General features: G+C 53.3%; 16 protein-coding genes. 14 read left to right on the forward strand and 2 right to left on the reverse strand.

Annotation, left to right across the window (positions count from 1 at the left end; all coding sequences use genetic code 11):
• Positions 1–10: 10 nt before the first annotated feature.
• The 6 genes from INF73_RS07840 to INF73_RS07865 all read left to right on the forward strand — a co-directional run bounded on the left by INF73_RS07840 (position 11) and on the right by INF73_RS07865 (position 7,230).
• Positions 11–523 carry a 4-hydroxyphenylacetate 3-monooxygenase reductase subunit gene (locus tag INF73_RS07840; protein WP_193542001.1) on the forward strand — a complete coding sequence of 171 codons (513 nt, stop codon included), beginning with the start codon at positions 11–13 and terminating at the stop codon, positions 521–523.
• Positions 524–699: 176 nt separating this feature from the next.
• Positions 700–1,617 carry a YafY family protein gene (locus tag INF73_RS07845; protein WP_193541999.1) on the forward strand — a complete coding sequence of 306 codons (918 nt, stop codon included), beginning with the start codon at positions 700–702 and terminating at the stop codon, positions 1,615–1,617.
• Positions 1,618–1,809: 192 nt separating this feature from the next.
• The gene (locus tag INF73_RS07850; RefSeq protein ID WP_028015394.1) at positions 1,810–3,963 is read left to right on the forward strand and encodes a carbon starvation CstA family protein; all 2,154 of its coding nucleotides are present in this window, start codon (positions 1,810–1,812) and stop codon (positions 3,961–3,963) included.
• A gap of 65 nt (positions 3,964–4,028) precedes the next feature.
• A complete protein-coding gene (locus INF73_RS07855; protein ID WP_003856610.1) occupies positions 4,029–4,232 on the forward strand; it encodes a YbdD/YjiX family protein in 204 nt (67 codons plus the stop codon).
• Positions 4,233–4,242: 10 nt separating this feature from the next.
• Entirely contained in the window at positions 4,243–5,196 is a 954-nt protein-coding gene (gene yjiA / locus INF73_RS07860) for a GTPase (protein WP_193541997.1), read from the forward strand.
• Between the two features lie 186 nt (positions 5,197–5,382).
• The gene (locus tag INF73_RS07865; RefSeq protein ID WP_193542900.1) at positions 5,383–7,230 is read left to right on the forward strand and encodes a 3'-5' exonuclease; all 1,848 of its coding nucleotides are present in this window, start codon (positions 5,383–5,385) and stop codon (positions 7,228–7,230) included.
• A gap of 77 nt (positions 7,231–7,307) precedes the next feature.
• Here the strand turns inward: INF73_RS07865 and INF73_RS07870 are convergent, their stop codons facing one another.
• A complete protein-coding gene (locus tag INF73_RS07870) occupies positions 7,308–8,666 on the reverse strand; it encodes an esterase-like activity of phytase family protein (RefSeq protein ID WP_193542898.1) in 1,359 nt (452 codons plus the stop codon).
• 410 nt (positions 8,667–9,076) lie between these two features.
• Between INF73_RS07870 and INF73_RS07875 the strand changes: the two genes are divergently transcribed.
• Both INF73_RS07875 and INF73_RS07880 read left to right on the forward strand, forming a co-directional pair.
• Positions 9,077–9,622 (forward strand): YfaZ family outer membrane protein, encoded by a 546-nt coding sequence (locus INF73_RS07875; protein ID WP_028015391.1) that lies wholly within the window; start codon positions 9,077–9,079, stop codon positions 9,620–9,622.
• Positions 9,622–9,942 carry a hypothetical protein gene (locus INF73_RS07880; RefSeq protein WP_045259538.1) on the forward strand — a complete coding sequence of 107 codons (321 nt, stop codon included), beginning with the start codon at positions 9,622–9,624 and terminating at the stop codon, positions 9,940–9,942. The genes INF73_RS07875 and INF73_RS07880 overlap by 1 nt, the downstream gene beginning before the upstream one ends.
• Before the next feature lie 45 nt (positions 9,943–9,987).
• Here the strand turns inward: INF73_RS07880 and INF73_RS07885 are convergent, their stop codons facing one another.
• Complete coding sequence (locus tag INF73_RS07885) at positions 9,988–11,358, reverse strand: NAD-dependent succinate-semialdehyde dehydrogenase (protein ID WP_060573262.1); 1,371 nt, start codon at positions 11,356–11,358, stop codon at positions 9,988–9,990.
• A 151-nt stretch (positions 11,359–11,509) separates the two neighbouring features.
• Here INF73_RS07885 and INF73_RS07890 point away from each other — a divergent pair, with 151 nt between their 5' ends.
• From INF73_RS07890 to INF73_RS07915, 6 genes are all read left to right on the forward strand, one after another.
• The gene (locus INF73_RS07890; protein WP_193542896.1) at positions 11,510–12,253 is read left to right on the forward strand and encodes an AraC family transcriptional regulator; all 744 of its coding nucleotides are present in this window, start codon (positions 11,510–11,512) and stop codon (positions 12,251–12,253) included.
• A 47-nt stretch (positions 12,254–12,300) separates the two neighbouring features.
• Positions 12,301–12,939, forward strand: a complete 639-nt coding sequence (locus tag INF73_RS07895) for a LysE family translocator (RefSeq protein ID WP_136343920.1) — start codon at positions 12,301–12,303, stop codon at positions 12,937–12,939.
• 175 nt (positions 12,940–13,114) lie between these two features.
• Positions 13,115–15,382, forward strand: a complete 2,268-nt coding sequence (locus INF73_RS07900) for a class I SAM-dependent DNA methyltransferase (RefSeq protein WP_193542895.1) — start codon at positions 13,115–13,117, stop codon at positions 15,380–15,382.
• Positions 15,382–16,764 carry a restriction endonuclease subunit S gene (locus INF73_RS07905; protein ID WP_150144775.1) on the forward strand — a complete coding sequence of 461 codons (1,383 nt, stop codon included), beginning with the start codon at positions 15,382–15,384 and terminating at the stop codon, positions 16,762–16,764. Before INF73_RS07900 ends, INF73_RS07905 begins: the two co-directional genes overlap by 1 nt.
• Positions 16,761–20,021, forward strand: a complete 3,261-nt coding sequence (locus tag INF73_RS07910; protein WP_193542096.1) for a type I restriction endonuclease subunit R — start codon at positions 16,761–16,763, stop codon at positions 20,019–20,021. The genes INF73_RS07905 and INF73_RS07910 overlap by 4 nt, the downstream gene beginning before the upstream one ends.
• On the forward strand, positions 20,014–20,937 hold the full coding sequence (locus INF73_RS07915) for a DUF5655 domain-containing protein (protein ID WP_136343916.1): 924 nt from the start codon (positions 20,014–20,016) through the stop codon (positions 20,935–20,937). Before INF73_RS07910 ends, INF73_RS07915 begins: the two co-directional genes overlap by 8 nt.
• Positions 20,938–20,982 lie beyond the last annotated feature (45 nt).

The raw sequence follows: 20,982 nt of genomic DNA on the forward strand, positions 1-20,982 counted from the left end.
GGAGGTTACAATGCATTCAGATGAACAACGCCTGCGTTTTCGCGACGCAATGAGCAGCCTGTCGGCGGCGGTCAATGTGGTCACCACCGAGGGCGACGCCGGACGCTGCGGCATTACCGCCACCGCCGTCTGCTCGGTGACGGATACCCCGCCGTCGGTCATGGTCTGCATTAACGCCAACAGCGCCATGAACCCGGTCTTTCAGGGCAACGGCAGGCTGTGCGTCAACGTGCTGAACCACGAGCAGGAGATCATGGCCCGCCACTTCGCCGGGATGACGGGGATGGCAATGGAGGAGCGCTTTGCCCTCTCCTGCTGGCAGAAAGGCCCGCTGGGGCAGCCGGTGCTGAAAGGCGCGCTGGCGAGCCTGGAAGGCGAGATTACCCAGGTGCAAACCATCGGCACGCATCTGGTTTATCTTGTCGAAGTGAAAAACATCATCTTGAGTGAAGCGGGACACGGCCTGATCTACTTTAAGCGCCGTTTCCACCCGGTGATGATGGAGATGGAAGCCGTCGTGTGATCCCCCTCGCGCTGGCCTTTTTTCGGGCCAGCGCCGCTTTCTACAAAAATTGCTAAGGTTTCCGCTAAATCACGCCGTTATATACCCATAAGAGAAATTTTCTGTGCCTGAATACTGACATCTCCGGTCAGTGCTTTTGCATTGTTCAGCGCATACCCAATATACAGGAAGACCTTATGGCTAAAACGACGCGGAGCCGCTCGGCTGAACGTCTGGTCGATATTCTCCTTGAGCTACATTTACACGGGGTGGTAAACCGCAGTGCGCTAATGGAGAAATTTAAAATTACCGAGCGTACCGTCTACCGGGATTTAAATGCGCTCTCGCCCATTGTTGAACATACCGGTAACGGGCTATATCGACTGATCCACTCCGCCCAATCTCCCGGCGGGCAGGGATTACATCATGCTCTGGCTAACTTCCTGAATGCCGATAACTTTTTCCCTGAAAGAAATACGGACTTCTGGCAAAAGCTGGAGGCGCGCGTCGACGAAAACCATATTCTTATCCTCGGTAATGACGCAGAGCACACGGTGCAGCGTGATATCCGCCGCCATTTAGCGAAAATCGAGAAATCGATTAAGAACCATAATATCTGTCAGATCGTTTATAAGGGTAAAACCCGTCTGATTAATCCCTATAAACTCATTAACAAAAAAAATATATGGTATTTACAAGCTACCGAAAATAGCCGGTTGAAATCCTTTTCATTAAGCCAGATTAGCTGGTTTGATGTTCAAAAAACCTTTTTTACTCCTGATGAAAATGTTCGGGAACTGCTGGAAAAAAGCCTCGACCCGTGGGTGTCCGAAACTACTTTCACCGTGAAAATATTCATTAAGGATAACATTTCACATTACTTCCTGCGTCGCGATCTCCTGCCGGAACAGGAGCTGCTGGAGGAGCGGCGCGGCGGCGTCACGCTGCGCTGCCAGGCGGCACACGAAAACCAGATCCTGCCGCTGCTGTTCTACTGGCTGCCGAATATTCAGATCCTGGAGCCGAGCTGGCTGAAGGAGAAGCTCATCAAGACGCTGGAAAGCTACCTGTCGATGGAGCGCAGCCCGGAAAACCACGTGATCTCAATCACATAATTTCCCCGACCAGCGGCGAGCCTGAACCACTCGCCGCGTCCTTTGACCGCTCACCCATCACTTTCAACCACTCACTCATTTACCGTCCTTTACGCGCGCGCGGATCTGGCACGATCGCTCCAGCATTAATCAATACCTCCTCACAACGAACCCTGACCCTTTTTTCTTTACATAAAAAAACCAGGTCTTACTATGGATACTAAAAAACTACTTAAGCACGTGCCCTGGGCCTTACTCGGGATCCTCGGCGCTTTCTGTCTGGCGGTTGTCGCATTACGCCGGGGCGAACACGTCAGCGCCCTGTGGATCGTGGTCGCGTCGGTCTCCGTCTACCTTGTGGCCTATCGCTACTACAGCTTATACATCGCGCAGAAGGTCATGAAGCTCGACCCGACGCGCGCCACCCCGGCGGTCATTAACAATGACGGCCTTAACTACGTACCAACCAACCGCTACGTGCTGTTTGGTCACCACTTTGCCGCCATTGCAGGCGCGGGCCCGCTGGTCGGCCCGGTGCTGGCCGCGCAAATGGGCTACCTGCCGGGTACGCTCTGGCTGCTGGCGGGCGTGGTGCTGGCGGGGGCGGTGCAGGACTTTATGGTGCTGTTTATCTCCTCGCGCCGTAACGGCTCGTCGCTGGGCGAGATGATCAAAGAAGAAATGGGCCGCGTGCCGGGCACTATCGCCCTCTTCGGCTGCTTCCTGATCATGATCATCATCCTCGCGGTGCTGGCGCTGATCGTGGTGAAAGCGTTGGCCGAAAGTCCATGGGGCGTCTTCACCGTCTGCTCTACCGTACCGATTGCGCTGTTCATGGGCATCTATATGCGCTTCCTGCGCCCAGGCCGCGTGGGTGAAGTGTCGGTCATTGGTATCGTGCTGCTGGTCGCCTCCATCTACTTCGGCGGCGTGATTGCGCACGACCCGTACTGGGGCCCGGCGCTGACCTTTAAAGACACCACCATCACCTTCGCGCTGATCGGTTACGCGTTCGTTTCCGCCCTGTTGCCGGTGTGGCTGATTCTGGCTCCGCGCGACTACCTGGCGACCTTCCTGAAAATCGGTGTCATCGTCGGGCTGGCGATCGGGATTGTCATCATCAACCCTGAGCTGAAAATGCCGGCGGTGACCCAGTACATTGACGGCACCGGTCCGCTGTGGAAAGGCGCCCTGTTCCCGTTCCTGTTTATCACCATCGCCTGCGGCGCCGTTTCAGGCTTCCACGCGCTGATCGCTTCCGGCACCACGCCGAAGCTGATGGCTAACGAAACCGACGCGCGCTTTATCGGTTACGGCGCGATGCTGATGGAGTCCTTCGTGGCGATCATGGCGCTGGTTGCGGCCTCGATTATCGAGCCAGGCCTGTACTTCGCGATGAACACTCCACCGGCGGGTCTGGGCATCACCATGCCAAACCTGCATGAGATGGGCGGGGAAAATACCGCGCTGATCATGGCGCAGCTGAAAGAGGCCAGCGCACACGCGGCGGCGACCGTCAGCTCCTGGGGCTTCGTGATCTCGCCTGAGCAGATCATGCAGACCGCGAAGGACATTGGCGAACCGTCCGTGCTGAACCGCGCAGGTGGCGCGCCGACGCTGGCCGTGGGTATCGCACACGTGTTCCACAAAGTGCTGCCGTGGGCGGACATGGGCTTCTGGTACCACTTCGGTATTCTGTTCGAAGCGCTGTTCATCCTCACCGCGCTGGATGCCGGTACCCGTGCGGGCCGCTTCATGCTGCAGGATCTGCTGGGCAACTTCGTGCCGTTCCTGAAGAAAACCGACTCTCTGGTAGCGGGTGTTCTGGGTACTGCCGGGTGCGTAGGCCTGTGGGGCTACCTGCTGTATCAGGGCGTTGTCGACCCGCTCGGCGGCGTGAAGAGCCTGTGGCCACTGTTCGGTATCTCTAACCAGATGCTGGCAGCCGTTGCCCTGGTGCTCGGTACCGTCGTCCTCGTGAAGATGAAGCGCACCAAATACATCTGGGTGACCGTGGTTCCTGCGCTGTGGCTGCTGCTCTGCACCACCTGGGCGCTGGGCCTGAAGCTGTTCAGCACCAACCCGCAGCTGGAAGGCTTCTTCTTCATGGCTAACCAGTACAAAGAGAAGATTGCCGCAGGCGGCGCGGATCTGACCGCGCAGCAGATTGCTAACATGAACCATATCGTGGTGAACAACTACACCAACGCGGGTCTGAGCATTCTGTTCCTGGTGGTGGTGTACAGCATTATCTTCTACGGCATCAAAACCTGGATGAAAGTGCGCAACACCGAAGGCCGTACGGATAAAGAGACCCCGTACGTGCCGGTGCCGGAAGGCGGCGTGAAGACCTCTTCACACCATTAATTAAGCCTGTCACTGTAGGCCCGGATCGCTGCACGCCTCCGGGCTTCTTCTATCTGGAACCCTCAATGTTTGGTAACTTAGGCGAAGCAAAAAAATACCTCGGTCAGGCGGCGAAGATGCTGATTGGCATTCCGGACTATGACAACTACGTTGAGCATATGAAGACCAACCATCCGGATAAGCCGTACATGACCTACACCGAATTCTTCCGCGAGCGTCAGGAAGCGCGCTACGGCGGAAGTGGAGAAGGCGGCGTCCGCTGCTGCTAAAGGAGAGACCATGACCCCGATTGCCGTTACCCTGCTGACCGGTTTCCTCGGCGCCGGTAAAACCACCCTGCTGCGCCACATCCTGAACGAGCAGCACGGCTTCAAAATCGCCGTCATCGAAAACGAATTTGGCGAAGTCTCCGTTGACGATCAATTAATCGGAGACCGCGCCACGCAAATCAAAACCCTGACCAACGGCTGCATCTGCTGCACCCGCTCTAACGAGCTGGAAGACGCCCTGCTGGACCTGCTCGACAGCCGCGATCGCGGTGACATCGGCTTCGACCGCCTGGTGATCGAGTGCACCGGCATGGCCGACCCCGGCCCGATTATTCAGACCTTTTTCTCGCACGATATTCTTTGCCAGCGCTACCTGCTGGACGGGGTGATTGCCCTGGTAGACGCGGTCCACGCCGACGAGCAGATGAACCAGTTCACCATTGCCCAGTCCCAGGTAGGCTACGCCGACCGCATTCTGCTGACCAAAACCGACGTGGCGGGCGACAACGAAAAACTCCGCGAGCGCCTGACGCGCATCAATTCACGCGCGCCGATTTATACGGTGACGCATGGCGATATCGATCTATCCCAGCTGTTTAACACCAACGGCTTTATGCTGGAGGAGAACGTCACCACGAAACCGCGCTTCCACTTTATGGGAGACAAGCAAAACGACGTGGCGTCGATTGTGGTGGAGCTGGACTATCCGGTGGACATCAGCGAGGTCTCCCGGGTAATGGAAAACCTGCTGCTGTCGTTTGCCGACAGGCTGCTGCGCTACAAAGGCATGCTGTGGATCGACGGCGAGCCGAACCGCCTGCTGTTTCAGGGCGTACAGCGCCTGTACAGCGCCGACTGGGACCGCCCGTGGGGCGATGAAGCGCCGCACAGCGTGATGGTGTTTATTGGTATCCAACTGCCGGAAGAAGAAATCCGAGCAGCGTTTGCGGGGCTGAAGAAGTAAATCGTTGCTCCCTTTTAATCAGAAAAGGGAGCGTATTTCATTCAGGCAAAATGCGGGTGTCGCCCTTTCTGTTTGCTATATTGTCTGTTAATGTTCTTACCAATAATGCAATCATGCTTTGATTAATATTCCTTAAAATATTAATTAAATGGATTTATATAATTCTCATGAATTGGTAGGCGTAATATGGCAATCATTATTCCCACAATCAGCAGCTGTAGCGAGAAGATTACGGCAGGAGAAAAAAGGCTGGCGAGGCTTCTTGAGGGTGGGCTCAGCGAACAATGTACCTGCTGGTATGATACCCGAATGGGAGACAGGCAAGAGCATCCTGATTTTGTGATTCTGGCACCGGAAAAAGGTTTGTTGTTTATTGAGGTGAAAGACTGGTTTATCACGAAAATAAAATCTGCGAATAAAACGCATATTGATTATGAGACCAAAAACGGCATTGAGCCCCTAAAAAACCCGCTCGAACAGGTTCGACAATATACCTTCCACATCATTGACAGCCTGAAAAAAGATCCTCTGCTTCGCCAGCAGCAGGGTGATTATGAGGGCAGCTTTATTATGCCGTATGGATACGGGGTGTACTTGAGCAATATCACCCGGGCGCAGCTGGAAAAGAATTTTACACCCGACGAGCTGAATGAAATATTGCCCACCAGCCAGGTGATTTGCAAAGACGAGCTCACCGAGTTTATGACCCGGGAACAGATCTCCGCCCGGCTCGAATCCCTTCTCAGACATCGCTTCGTTCATCACGCTACCCCACAACAGCTCGACCGCATTCGCTGGCATCTTTATCCCGACGTACGTATTAACGCGTCCGTGACGCGGGTCGATCTGGATAATTTTACGTTCCACACCCCTGATGTGGTCTGCATGATGGACAGGAACCAGGAACAACTCGCCAGAAGTATGGGGGCGGGACACAGGGTCATTCACGGCGTGGCAGGCTCCGGCAAAACGCTCATTTTGCACCACCGATGTATAGAGCTTGCCAACAATATTGAAAACACCAAACCGATACTGGTGATTTGCTACAACATCACGCTCGCCAAAAAGCTCAAAGCGCAACTGGAGCAACACACTCTCCGTCTTCCTGTCGAAATTACCCATTTCCACGCCTGGTGTTATCAACAATTAAACGCGCATCGGCGTCTTCCCCCCAGGAGCAAAAACTTTATTGAACTGATGGAAAATGCGCTGACGGTGGCATTTGAAGAGGGCGTGATCAAACCAGAGCAGTACAGCGCCGTGTTGATCGATGAAGGACACGATTTTAAGCCGGAATGGCTAAGGATTCTCGCCAGGATGCCGGACAATAAAGATAGCTCCCTGCTTTTCCTGTACGATGACGCTCAGTCAATTTATCAGAAAAAGAAAGCGCTCGATTTTACCCTCTCCAGCGTCGATATAAAGGCTCAGGGCCGCACAACGATTCTGGATACCAATTATCGCAATACCCGGCAAATACTCCATTTTGCCAGCAGCGTAGCATTTAATTATCTCAATAATCACATAGAAGCCTCTCTCAAATACCAGCAGCCTGCCGCAGGAGGGCTGTCAGGGCAGTATCCGTCGCTGGACAGCTTTGATAATCAGGACGAGGAGATTACACGCGTCCTTGATTGGGTCACAGAGCAGCGTCAGCAGGGGGTTTCATGGTCGGAAATCGCCATACTGTGCCCCTCCACCTACAGCATTTCAGGTATGCTCGGACCACGGCTCGAAGCCCGCAAGATCCCCTACCAGATGATTGTCTCCAGCGATGATAAAAAGCACTGGTCACCGCAGAATGATTTCCTCTGCGTCATGCCGCTGCCCAGCAGTAAAGGTCTTGAATTTCACTCAGTCGCCATTATGGATGCGGCAAAGGAAAGGGACAGTGAAGATCTGAGTGACGATATCAAGCGCCTTTACGTCGGTTTTACCCGCGCACGACAGAATCTTCTGGTGACAATGCACGGAACCGGAAGCCTGCGAGATCATCTGGTCGAGACCTGGGAAAAGAGCGTTAAAACTATCTAGCTGCTCCGCGTTGATAAATATCTGCACCGAACAATCCCCTCTCCCCTGTGGGGAGAGGGTTAGGATGAGGGATAAAATTATTTCAACGCCTCCGACAGCTTCACAATCCACAGCTCGCTCTCTGACTCCGGCTTCTTCAGCGGCTTCACGCTGAGCGTGGTTTCCACCGGTTTATCATCCAGCGTCAGCTTGCCTTCCTCGTTCACCCGATAGTCCTTGAGCTTTTTGCCCTCAACCGGATGCTGCATCGCCACCTTCACGCCAAAGTCGTTATCGTTCGCCACCGCAAGCCGTTTGCCGTCGATCAGCGCCAGTCCTTCGGCCTTCTCCTGTTTCCAGCCCAGCGCGCGCAGATCGACGACCTGCGTTTTTGCAGCAAGGGTAATGCCGCGCTGCGCCAGGGTTTTCTCATCATCAAACTCCGGGTACTCGCCCGGCTTGTCGAAAGCGGTCAGGTCGCTCGCCTTGCTGAGATCCACCTTGTAGATAAGGTTACGCATCGCGTCATTTTTATCCTCACCCTGTTCAATCAGCAGGATGTGCTGGTCGTCCAGCGCCACGATGTCGCCGATTTTAGCGTCGCTGTTTTTGTCGTAGGCCGCGCTGTCGATGGGGTAGCCATACATCGCCGTTTTGCCGGTCGCCGGGTCGAAGCTCACCAGACGGGTAAACAGCGCCTGCTTTTTGCTCTTACCGTCGATATCCAGCGTGCTTTGCACGGCGGCGATAATCCGCCCGTCCGGCATCCGGGTCAGGCCTTCAAAGCCCCGGTTAGGCTGGCGCCATTTGATAACGTTTGGCAGACCGCCCGCGATGGATTTTTCCCCTTCCGCCGCCTGCGGCCCGTGGATCGCCAGAATTTTCCCTTTGCTGTCGACGTTAATCAGGAACGGGCCATACTCGTCGCACAGCCAGAAGCCGCCCTTGCCGTCCGGCGTGATGCCTTCCGTGTCCAGCCCGCGGTTGTCACCCTTCAGAATTTTGAGGGTATCGCTGAACGCTACCTCATTGGTGGCTCCAATCACGCCGCTTTGCAGCGGCAGGCCGTTAATCTCGCCTTTATCATCATGCAGCGGGCGGGCATCCGTTGCCTCCGCTTTTCCGTTCTGAACGCGAATTGTCATCAGCAGCGGCGCGAAATCCGGCGTGACAAAAATTTTGGCTTCGTTTTTACCCATTTTGGGCGCATCGGCGTTAGGACCGCGATCGGTCACGGTCGCGAAGGTCAGAGCGTCGCCCTGCTTGCCCGTAAACAGCAGGCCGGAGCCAATCCCTACCGGGAGTCCATTCGGAAACGCACCGGCAAACGCGCCGCTGTATTTCACGTGTGAGCCGTCAGGGAAGCTGACGACATAGCGCTCAGCCGTGGGCTGCGCCGCCAGGCCAGAGAAAGAGAGCGTACAGCCGATAAGCACAGGAATAATTTTTCTTTTCATATTGTTAGCATCCGGAAAGTGAAGCCCACAACGTAATGAACAAACGTGTCAGAAAAATGACATGAAAAGGAAACGTGGCCGGACATCTGAACGAATAATGACCATAAAAATGTAAAAATTTGTTTTTTTATGTGATTTTAGAAATGGAATTGGAAATTATTAGAAGCCCAATTAATGCATATCAAATCACTATCCCTGCCTCGTTCAGATTTCGTTTAGTCAAAAAATTAAACTGTTCCTCAACGCCTCAAATTTGCGCGTTGACACACCGACAACCCAACTTAAACGTTACAAATAAAGATAAAAGAATTAACAATTACAGCATGAAAAGTCGATTTGCATCACATTTGCAGTCATAAACATCGCTTGTTAAGGTGCCCCCAGATTAATTTGATGATGAGGCACGAAACATGAAAAAACTGAACATTCTTCTTCTTTCTGCATTGACCGCCATCTCGGGTTCCGCACTGGCAATGGGCGGCAGCATTGAGCAGGGTAAAAACTTTACCAACCTCAACCTGGAAATGGGCAAATCCTCATCCGGTGTTTATCTCGAAAGTAACTGGCTGAAAAACACCGACGACGGTACCCAGACCGGTGGCGTGGGCGCAGGCTACAACCTGGAAGTGGGCCCGGTGATGCTGAATGCGGGCGCAAAAGCCATCTACATCGGACCGAAAAAAGGCGATAACGGCGTGGCCTTCCCGATTGGCGGCGGCGTAAACGTTGCGCTGACCGACAGCATCCACGTCTATGGCGAAGGCTATGCGGCACCAGAAGGCCTGAACAACAGCGTTAAAAACTACGTTGAAGCTAACGGCGGCGTAAGCTGGACCCCAATCAAACCGGTTACGCTGAAAGTAGGCTACCGCCACGTGAGCGTTGACGGCAAAGATGGTCGTCCAAACCACACCCTGATTGATGGCGCATACGTAGGCGGTGGAGTTAGCTTCTGATGAAACACCGCATTACCGCGCTTTGCGTTCTGAGCCTCACGCTGATGCTCACCGGCTGCGTCCAGTACAAATGGGTAAAACCGGGCGTGAGCGACGCTGAGATGAATAAAAAGCTCACCGAATGCGAAGCGCAGGCCCTGATCGATCTGCCTCCGGATAACGTGGTGACCGGTTCGAGCTCGGAAAAAACGGACAAAAAGAACAAGAAAAAGGATATTTCCACGAGCTACACGGTTGAAGACGCGAATGCAGATAGCCGGGATACGTTAGTCGACAGCTGCATGTTCAAAAGCGGCTGGGACAAGATCGTAGTGCAATAATCCCTTAAAAAAACCTGCCAGCTGGCAGGTTTTTTATCTCTGGCGTTACTTACGCACCACCACCAGCTTCTGGTTCACAAACTCTTTGATCCCCAGATCCGACAGCTCGCGTCCGTAACCGGAGCGCTTCACGCCGCCGAACGGCAGCTCCGGCGCGGTATCGGTGAGCCAGTTGATGTACACCATCCCGGTCTCGATCCGCGACGCCATTTTCTTCGCGCGCTCGATGTCCTGGCTGAACACCGCCCCGCCCAGGCCGTAGTGGGAGTCGTTCGCCAGCGCGACCGCTTCGTCGTCGTTTTTCACCACATACATCTGCGCCACCGGGCCGAAGAACTCTTCGAAGTACGCCGGGTTGTCGCGCGAGATATTCGTCAGGATCGTCGGTTCGAAGAAGCTCCCGTCGCGCTGCACCGGCTTGCCGCCAAAGTGCAGCGTGGCACCGTTTTTCACCGCCTCGTTAACCTGTTTGGTCAGCGTTTCCAGCGCATCTTTGGAAGAGAGCGGCCCCAGCGTGGTGCTCTCGTCCAGCGGATCGCCAATCTTCACCTGCTTAAACGCCTCGGTGAATTTGCTGAGGAACGCGTCAGCAATTTTCTCGTGCAGGATAAAGCGCTTCGCCGCGGTACAGACCTGCCCGGCGTTGTTGAGTCGCGCATTCACGCCAATCTTAACCGCTTTATCCAGGTCCGCGTCGTCCAGCACCACGAAGACGTCGTTACCGCCCAGTTCGAGGGTCGATTTCTTAATGTGCTTCGCCGCCTGCGCGGCCACCACGCTGCCCGCCTTTTCGGAGCCGGTTAGCGCTGCGCCCTGCACGCGATCGTCTGCGATGATATTCGCCACCTGTTCGGACGAGATAAACAGGTTCGTCCACGCCCCTTCCGGCGCACCCGCCTCGCGCACCAGATGCGCAAAGGTCTCGGCGCAGTGCGGCACGATGCTGGCATGCTTGGCGATAACGGGGTTACCCGCCGCCAGGTTTGGTGCCAGGACGCGCATCAGCTGGTAGTACGGGAAGTTCCACGGCTCGACGGCCATCAGCACGCCGATGGGGTGATGCTCCACCCACGCTTCCCCAAGTTCAGAGTCGTACTTCACCGGGGCGAGGAACTGCTTCGCGTTGTCGGCGTAGTAGCGGGCGATCTGAGCGCACAGCTTCACCTCGCCGCGGCTCTGTTCGATGAGCTTACCCATCTCCTGGCTGGCGATTTTGGCCAGATCCTCCACGCGCTCGTCGATCAGGTCGGCAAGCTTATGCAGCACCGGCAGGCGCTGGCTGATGTCGCCTTTCGCCCATTCCGAATGGTAAAGCGCATCGGCCGCCTTCAGCGCCGCTTCGATATCCGCGTCGGTATGTGAGGGGTATTCTTTGATGAGCTGGTTAGTGGCAGGATTTACTGTCTGATAAGCCATATCGAATCTCCATGTTTTACCGCTTAGGGTATTAAGGGTAGTCAACATGACTGGCTGTGGACGTAAAGTTGGGTATATCCGGAAGGTTCTGAGTTAAGCAGTGCCGGACGGTTCGCTGACGTGGTATAAAAAACGTCCAGAAGGAGTTTCCATGACCGATACCCGATACGTTCGCCAGACTTTTCACCGCGCCAGGGGCATTGAGCTGCGCAGCACCTGGCAGAGCACGCAGGCGTACAAACGCCACTGTCACCCTCAACTCTCCATCGGCGCGATTGTTGAGGGCCAGACCTGCTGCGTGTGCCATGACCAAGAGTACATTCTTCATCCCGGGGACCTCATTGCGATCCCGGCTTATGCGCCGCACAGTTGCAACCCCGTCGACGGGCAGTCGCGCAGCTATCATATGCTCTATATCGACACCGATCTTCCTCTGGCGCTACAGGTGATTCGTAACCCTGCCCTGTTTGCCCATTACCTGGACGTCGTTAAGACAATGTCTCCAGCGTCCGTGGAAGCGCTGCTTTCTGCCCTTCCCCGCTGCGCGGATAACGCAGACGCGCTTCGGCCAACCAGCCAGCAGGTTCAGGAGGCGTTTCTTTCCAATCTCACCAGCCCGCCCTCTCTCGACGAACTTGCCCAACGCTTCTCGCTGCGCAAGGAGACGCTGATCCGCACCTTCCGGCAGGACACCGGCCTGACGCCGGGCAGCTTCCTCAACATCTCCCGCGTGGAGTTCGCCAAAGCGCGGCTACGTGCCGGGGACGACATCGCCGACGTCAGCTACCAGAGCGGCTTTGCCGATCAGAGCCATTTTCATAAGACCTTCGTCAGCTATACCGCCGCCACGCCGCGCCAGTACGCCACGGGCCGATCAATATCAGACAATAAATAGGTTCTGCAGCGCCGTAGCCTGTCCTCAGATGGTTAACTGAGGTCGCTATGGAACTGTTCTTCCCTTCCGCTTTTCTCGCTCTGGCGCTGGCGCATTTTGTTGCGCTGTTGAGCCCGGGTCCGGATTTTTTCCTGCTTGTGGGCTACGCGGCGCGCTACCGACTGCGCGGCAGCGCCGGGCTGTGCGTCGGCATCGCCGCGGGTAACGCGCTCTATATTGTTCTGGTGATTATCGGCTGGAGCGCGCTGCGCCAGTTTACGTGGCTGTTTACGCTTATCGAGGTATGCGGGGCGCTGTACCTGCTGTGGATCGGCTCGCATCTTGTGCGCAGCCAACCGCAGGCACTGGCGCTGAATGAACCCCGTCAGCGCTGCCCCTCGCTGCGCAAGCAGATCCTGCTGGGGCTCGGCTCGGCGCTGCTTAATCCGAAGAACGCGTTGTTCTATCTGGCGCTGATGACGGCGCTACTGGGACCGGACGTGACGCTGCTTCAGCAGTCGACCTGCGGTCTCTGGATGGTGATGGTGGTGCTGGTCTGGGATCTGGCGCTGGTGTCGCTGATGGGTTTGCCCGCGGTCCAGCAGAAGCTCAGCCGTGCGCTGTGGCTGATAGAGCGCACGGCGGGGGTGGTGCTGATGGGGTTTGGCGGGTGGGTGCTGTGGCGATTATGCGTTAATGCTATATAACCAGACTCCATCATTTATTTTGAAAAATACATTCATTAAATCCATAAATCACTGCAATATATATCCATAACATACTGATTTAGATCGGTTTTTAGTGATCAATGGTTTTAACCATGATAAAAAGAGGGTTTTAATTGATCATCAAAATGCCTTAAAAATGGGCAAGGACGCTTTTATGAGTACCCTGAATTTCTCCCAAACGGCAGCCTTTATCTGGTCTGTCGCCGATCTCCTGCGCGGTGATTTTAAGCAATCTCAGTATGGCCGTATTATTCTCCCATTTACCCTGTTGCGCCGCCTGGAATGTGTGCTTGAAGAGACGAAAGAGGCCGTTGTTATTGAGGCTCAAAAAGTCCGATCGTCTCCCCTACCGGAAGAAGCGAAAGAAAAGTTAATTCTGCGCGCCACCAATGGACTGACGTTCTTTAACGCCTCACCGCTGGACCTGAGCAAAATGGGGCAAAATGACATCAAGGCCAACCTGGAAAACTACATTCAATATTTTTCCAGAGACGCGCGGGAGATTTTCGAGCACTTCAAATTCAGCGAATTCATTGGGTTGCTGGATGATGCTAATCTCCTCTACAAAGTGGTGCAGAAGTTTGCCACCACCGATCTCAGCCCGCAGGCCATCTCCAACCATGATATGGGGCTGGTATTTGAAGAGCTGATCCGTCGTTTCGCCGAAAGCTCGAATGAAACCGCCGGTGAACACTTCACGCCGCGCGATATCGTGCGCCTCACCACTTCGCTGGTGTTTATGGAGGATGACGAAGCGCTCACCAGAGAGGGCGTTATTCGAACTCTTTACGACCCAACGGCGGGTACGGGAGGCTTTCTCTCGGCCGGGATGGAGTATGTTCACGAGCTGAATCCAAAAGCGGTAATGCGCGCGTTTGGGCAGGAGCTGAACCCGGAATCCTACGCCATCTGCAAGGCCGACATGCTGATAAAGGGTCAGGACGTCAGCCGCATCAAGCTGGGTAACACCCTTTCTAACGATCAGCTTCCTGCCGACCGCTTTGATTACATGCTGTCGAACCCGCCGTTTGGCGTGGACTGGAAGAAAATCGAAGCTGACGTAAACAACGAGCATCGCAAAGGATTTGACGGGCGTTTCGGGCCTGGCCTGCCGCGCGTATCCGACGGCTCACTGCTGTTCCTGCTGCATTTAATCAGCAAAATGCGCGATGCCGATACCGGCGGGCGCATCGGAATCATCCTCAACGGTTCGCCACTGTTCACGGGCGGCGCGGGCAGCGGCGAAAGCGAGATCCGCCGCTACATCCTTGAAGCCGATCTGCTGGAAGGGATCGTCGCCCTGCCCACCGACATGTTCTACAACACCGGGATCGCCACCTACGTGTGGATCCTGTCGAACAAAAAGGCAGCGGAGCGTAAGGGCAAGATCCAGCTGATCGACGCCAGCAAGCTGTGCAGCAAAATGCGTAAGTCACTGGGCGCGAAGCGCAACATGATGAGCGAGGAGGATATTCGGCTTATCACCCGCACCTTTGGCGAATTCGAGGTCGTAGATCTTAAAGAAGCCGATGACAAACGCACATTCGCCTGCAAAATATTCAACAGCACCGACTTTGGCTTCCGCCGCCTGACCATTGAGCGCCCGCTGCGTTTAACGGCACAGGTCACGGATGAATCCATCGCCGTACTGCGCTTTGCCCCAAAACCGCTCAACGCGCCGATGGCGTGCCTGTACGACGCGTTCGGTGCCTTCTGGCAGGACGAGAACTACGGTAGTTTTGCCGAGTTCGAGGTGGAAGCACGCGCCGTTATCAAGGCCGAATTCCCCGAGCTTAAAGAGAAGCAGATTAAAGATCTGCTCGACGCCACGCTGTGGCAACAACAGCGTGCGCTGATGTTAAAAGCGCAAAAAATCCAGACGGCACTGGACGGTAAAGCGGGTGGTCGCGCTGAGCCGAGCGATGATTTCAATCAGTTCCAGCTGACGCTCAAAGAGGTGTTCAAAGCCGCCGCCGTTAAGCTGGATGCTAAAGAACATAAGCAGTTTATCGAGGCCATTACCCGCAAAAACCCGGACGCGGAGCCGGTCGTTAAAAAGGTGCTCAAGGAGGATGCGCAGCCGCTGTACGGCGCGTTTGCGTACCGCGGTCAGGTGGTGGAGTTTGAGCAGGACGCCGACCTGCGCGACAATGAGAACGTAGCGCTCGATCCGTCTGTTTCGACCAGCGATTTGATTGAAGGTTATGTAAAGGCGGAAGTGCTGCCGCACGTGCCGGACGCCTGGATTAATGCCGATAAGCGCGACGCCCGCGACGGCGAGGTTGGGGTCGTTGGGTATGAGATTCCGTTTAACCGGCATTTTTACGTCTATAAGCCACCGCGCCCGCTGGAAGAGATTGACGCGGAGCTGGATGCGCTGAGTGCGGAGATAATGAAGCTGCTGCAGGAGGTACACTCCTGATGGCTAAGTATAAGGCGTATCCGGAATATAAGGATTCTGGGGTTGAGGGGGTAGGGGAGATTCCCGAGCATTGGAAAATGAGCAAAGTAAGATATTGTTTTTCATTCGATAAAGGTCTAACTATCACAAAAGAAAACCTCCAGGACGAAGGTATTCCATGTTTAAACTATGGGGAAATACATTCCAAGTACGGGTTTGAATTTAACCCTTCTATTCATCCTCTAAAATGTGTAGACAAAAAATATTTAAATGATAATATCAAATCTTTAATTTGCAAAGGAGATATTATTTTTGCTGACACGTCCGAAGATATTATTGGTTCAGGAAATTTCTCTCAATTAGTTAGTGAGGTTATAACTTTCGCTGGTTACCATACTATTATTTCCCGCCCGATAAACCGCGAAAGCTATCGTTATCTTGCTTACATGCTAGATTCTCAAGAATTAAGATCACAAATACAAACTTCAGTTAAGGGTGTAAAGGTTTTTAGTATTTCACAAGCTATATTACGTGGATTGTCATTATGGCTTCCTCGGGTAAATGAACAAAAAAACATTTCCACATTTCTTGATTACCACACAGCAAAAATAGATAAACTTGTAGAAAAACAACTACAGCTTATCGAACTTCTAAAAGAAAAACGTCAGGCAGTGATTAGCCACGCCGTAACCAAAGGGCTAAACCCTGATGTGCCGATGAAAGATTCTGGGGTTGAATGGTTGGGTAATATACCAGAACACTGGATGCTGAAAAGAGCAAAATTTATATTCCGTAAAATGCAAAGGCCGATATCAAAGCATGCTGGAATAATTACGGCATTTCGTGACGGACATGTCACACTTCGACAAAACAAAAGAACAGATGGGTTTACTTTCGCCATTAAAGAAATTGGGTATCAAGGGGTTTTAAAAGGAGACCTTGTGATACATGCTATGGATGGTTTTGCTGGTGCAATTGGGGTTAGTGATTCGAATGGAAAGTGCTCTCCTGTTTGTTCTGTTTGTATCCCTTATGAAAAAACACTTATTTATACTTACTATTATGGCTATCTCGTTCGTCAATTAGCAGTTACTAATTTTATCCAATCTTTATCTAAAGGAATCAGAGAGCGCTCAACAGAATTTCGTTTTAATGAGTTTGCAGAATTATCTCTTCCTATTCCTAATTATGAAGAACAGATGTTCATCTTCAAACATATAAAGAAAAAGGAAGAAAATATAGAGGAACTGTTACAAAAACAACTCCAACAAATCGAACTCCTCAAAGAGCGCCGCACCGCCCTTATCTCCGCCGCCGTCACTGGCAAAATCGATCTGCGCGACTGGACGCCTCCCGCCAGCAGCAGCGAGGAATCCCTCACCACTGAGGAGGCCACCGCATGATCGCCGACGTCACCAAAGAATCGAACCTGCAGACCGATATCATAAACCAGATGTGTCAGAACGGCTGGATCCCCGGCACGGGCAGCAAGTACGATCGCGAACGCGCGCTCTATCCGCAGGATGCGCTGACGTTTGTCCAAATCACCCAGCCGCAGGAGTGGGAAAAATTCACCCGCATCTATCCCAACGACACCGAGCGTCATTTTCTTGATGCACTGGTCGCGCAGCTTAAAAAAGCCGATGCCAACGCCACCGATCTCCAGTCCCGGACCTACGGTACTCTGGGGGTGCTGCGCCACGGCATCAAAAGCCATAATGCGCGCTTCTCATTATGCCAGTTCAAGCCGGATCACAACCTCAACCCGGACACCCTTGCGCGCTATCGGCAGAACATCTGTCGAATCGTCCCCGAACTGGTTTACAGCCCCCACGCGAGCGGTACCGATGCGGAGGCCAAAGCCAAACGCTGGCGCATCGATCTGGTGTTGTTTATTAACGGCCTCCCCGTCGCAACGCTTGAGCTGAAATCCGAGTTCAAGCAGACGGTCAACAGCGCCATTAACCAGTATAAAAAAACGCGCCTGCCAAAAGATCCGGCGACCAACAAGCCTGAGCCGCTGCTGACCTTCAAGCGCGGTGCGCTGGTGCATTTCGCCGTCAGCCAGTATGAGGTCTACATGACCACCCGGCTTGCTGGCGATGACACGTTCTTTCTGCCATTCAACAAAGGCACTAAAGAGGGAGGTGCGGGTAACGATATCCCGGAGGATAACCATGAATACGCCACCAGCTATCTCTGGAATGAAGTATTACTCCCTGACAACCTGCTAAAAATTCTTGCCTGCTTTGTCCATCTGCAAATCGAGGAGAAAGAGGACTGGGACGGTAAAAAGGTCAAAAAAGAGAGCCTGATCTTCCCGCGTTATCATCAGTGGGACGTGGTGAACAAGCTTATTGCCGCCGCAGACGAAGAAGGCACCGGCAACAAATACCTTATCCAGCACAGCGCCGGATCCGGGAAATCGAACTCCATCGCCTGGACGGCGCATCAGCTCTCCTGCCTGCATAACGAAAAGGGTGAGAAACGCTTCCACTCGGTGATTGTTGTGACTGACCGCACCGTGCTGGACGATCAGCTGCAGGACACCATCTATCAGTTTGAACATGCGGACGGCGTGGTCGGACGAATCAACAACCGCGAGGGCGAAGGGTCGAAATCTGAGAAGCTCGCCAGCGCGCTGGAACACTCGCAGCCCATCATCATCGTCACCATTCAGACCTTCCCGTTCGTACTCAAAGCGATCGAAAACAGCACCTGCCTCAAAGAACGAACCTACGCGATCATTGCAGATGAAGCGCACTCCTCCCAGAGCGGCTCCACGGCGCGCCAGCTGAAAGAAGTGCTGATGAGCGAAGGGGCCGACGACGATGTGGTCCTGACCTCTGAAGATATCCTCGACGCCACTCTTGCCGCGCGCAGCGGGAGCAGTAACCTTAATTTCTACGCCTTCACCGCGACGCCGAAGGCGAAGACCCTGGAGCTTTTTGGCCGCAGACCCAACCCGCACGAACCCGCGTCTAGAACCAACAAACCTGCGGCGTTCCATGTTTACTCCATGCGCCAGGCCATCGAGGAGGGCTTTATCCTCGACGTGCTGAAGAACTACACCAATTACAAAGTCGCCTATAAGCTGCTGCAAAAAATGGGTGATAAAGACCAGGAAGTGGACAGCAATCGGGCGAAGATCAGGCTCAACCAGTGGGTGACGTTGCATGAACACAATGTCGCGCAAAAGGTAAAAGTCATCGTTGAGCACTACCGTCAGCATGTGATGCATCTGCTCGGCGGGCAGGCAAAAGCGATGGTGGTGACCAGCTCGCGCAAGGCTGCGGTGCGCTACAAGCTGGCGTTTGATAAATACATATCTGAAATGGGCTACGGGAAAATCGCCGCAATGGTGGCATTCTCAGGCGAGGTCGAGTTCCAGGAAAATGACATGAACGACCTCGCGCTGTTGCACCAGAAATTTACTGAAATCAGTATGAACCCGGCGCTTAAAGGCCGCGATATGCGTAAGGCGTTTGATACTGATGACTATCAGGTGATGCTGGTGGCCAACAAATTCCAGACCGGCTTCGACCAGCCGAAGCTGTGCGCCATGTACGTGGATAAAGCGCTTGGCGGCGTGGAGTGCGTTCAGACGCTGTCACGGCTGAACCGAACCTACCCCGGTAAAAAGGAATCCGGCACCTTTGTACTCGATTTTTATAACGAACCTGACGATATCCTCGCGTCCTTTCAGCCCTACTACCAGACGGCAGAATTGACCGATGTCAGCGATCCAGGTCAGGTTTTCGATCTGTACGAGAAACTTCGCGCAATGGGCATATTTTTATGGCACGAAGTCGAACAGCTTTGTGAGGCTTTTTACAGCAAGAAAAAATCGAATGCGAAGATCAGCAATATCTGCCTGCCCGCAGTAAACCGCTGGGCAATGCGGTATACCTCCGCGAAAGAGGCGTATATCAGCGCCAAACAGATCTATGAGTTAACGAAAAGGGATTCCCCTAATCCCATTTTGCTCGCAAACGCGGAAAACAGTTTTAAAGCCTGCAAGCAGGAAAAAGATCGTCTCGAGATCTTCAAAAAAGATCTCGGCAGCTTTGTACGCTTTTACGAATTTATGTCCCAGATCGTCGCCTACGATGACAGGTCGCTGGAGAAGTTAAGCCTTTATTGTCGTCACCTTCGCCCCTTGCTGCGCGAAGAGGCAATAGATGAAGATGATGTCGATCTTTCTAATGTTGAAATGAGCCACTATCGGCTTTCAAAGATCCAGGAGCAGCATATTAAGCTTCAGGAGGATGCAGCAGAGTATAAGCTCAACCCGGTTAATGACGTCGGCACCGCAAAAGCAAAAGATAAGAAAGAGGAGTTTTTGTCGCAGGTGCTGTCACAGCTTAACGAGTTGTTTATCACCGAAAACCTGACCGATAAAGACATGCTCAACTACGCCTTCGTGGTATACGATAAGCTTGCAGAAAACAAACTTGTCATGACCCAACTCGACAACAACACCCGTGAGCAGGCGATGCTGGGCGACTTTACGAAAGCCATTGATGATGCCGTGATGGACAGTAATGAAGCGCACAAGGAGATGATGATGCAGTACTTATCGTCCCCTGACGTTGCCAAAGGCTTTGCTCACCTGATGTATGACATCGCAAAAATGCGCAGAGAATTGACTCATGAGTGATATCCAGCTGTTCCGTTACAGTGCTAGCGGCGTAAAAGAACTTTCCGGGAAAGCAATAACCATCGAAAAAGAGCTGCAATCCTTGATCGAATCCCGAATGGAGACTTTTCTCGGGGTTCGTTTTCTCGACAGTGAATACAGCACCGGTAAGACTCACCGTGGACGTATTGATTCACTGGGGTTGGACGAAAATAACTGTCCGGTCATTATCGAATACAAACGTCACAGCAACGAAAATGTGATCAACCAGGGGCTGTTTTATCTGGACTGGCTTCTCGATCATAAGGCTGAATTTAAGTGGCTGGTAATGGAGAAGCTCGGCAAAGAGACGGCGGAGGCTATCGACTGGTCAGGTACGCGCCTGCTTTGTATTGCCGCTGATTTCAATAAGTATGACGAACATGCCGTACAGCAGATTAACCGCAATATCAGCCTGATTCGTTACAAGCTTTTTTCTGACGACCTGCTAATGTTCGAACTGGTCAATGCCGTGGTTGAAAACGCGTTCTCGGAAGCAGCAAACGATACGCTAACCTCAACCGCAGGCAAGCGTAACACACGAACGCATAGCGAACAGCTCGCCAGCGCGTCCACAAAATTAGCCACCTTATTCGAGCAGCTAAAAAGCTACGTCCTTTCTCTTGGCGATGAAGTGCAATACAAAGAGCTGAAGCTATACGGCGCATTCCGTCGTCTGAGGAATTTTGTTTGCGCCGGCGTTTACCCCGTCACCGATCCCCATATCCGCTTATGGCTGAAACTGGATCCTGAGCATATTCAGCTGGAAGAGGGATTTAGCCGGGATGTAACGCATATTGGGCACTGGGGAACGGGCAACGTTGAGCTGGTCGTTCGCAATGAAAATGACCTGATGAAAGCGAAACTGCTCATCGAAAAGGCTTATCAGGAGAACTGATACTCATTTGTTCCAGGGTCAAAAGCGTTACATTCTGTTCGTCAG

The organism is Enterobacter cloacae complex sp. P6RS, assembly GCF_014982245.1.
Lineage (GTDB): Bacteria > Pseudomonadota > Gammaproteobacteria > Enterobacterales > Enterobacteriaceae > Enterobacter > Enterobacter bugandensis.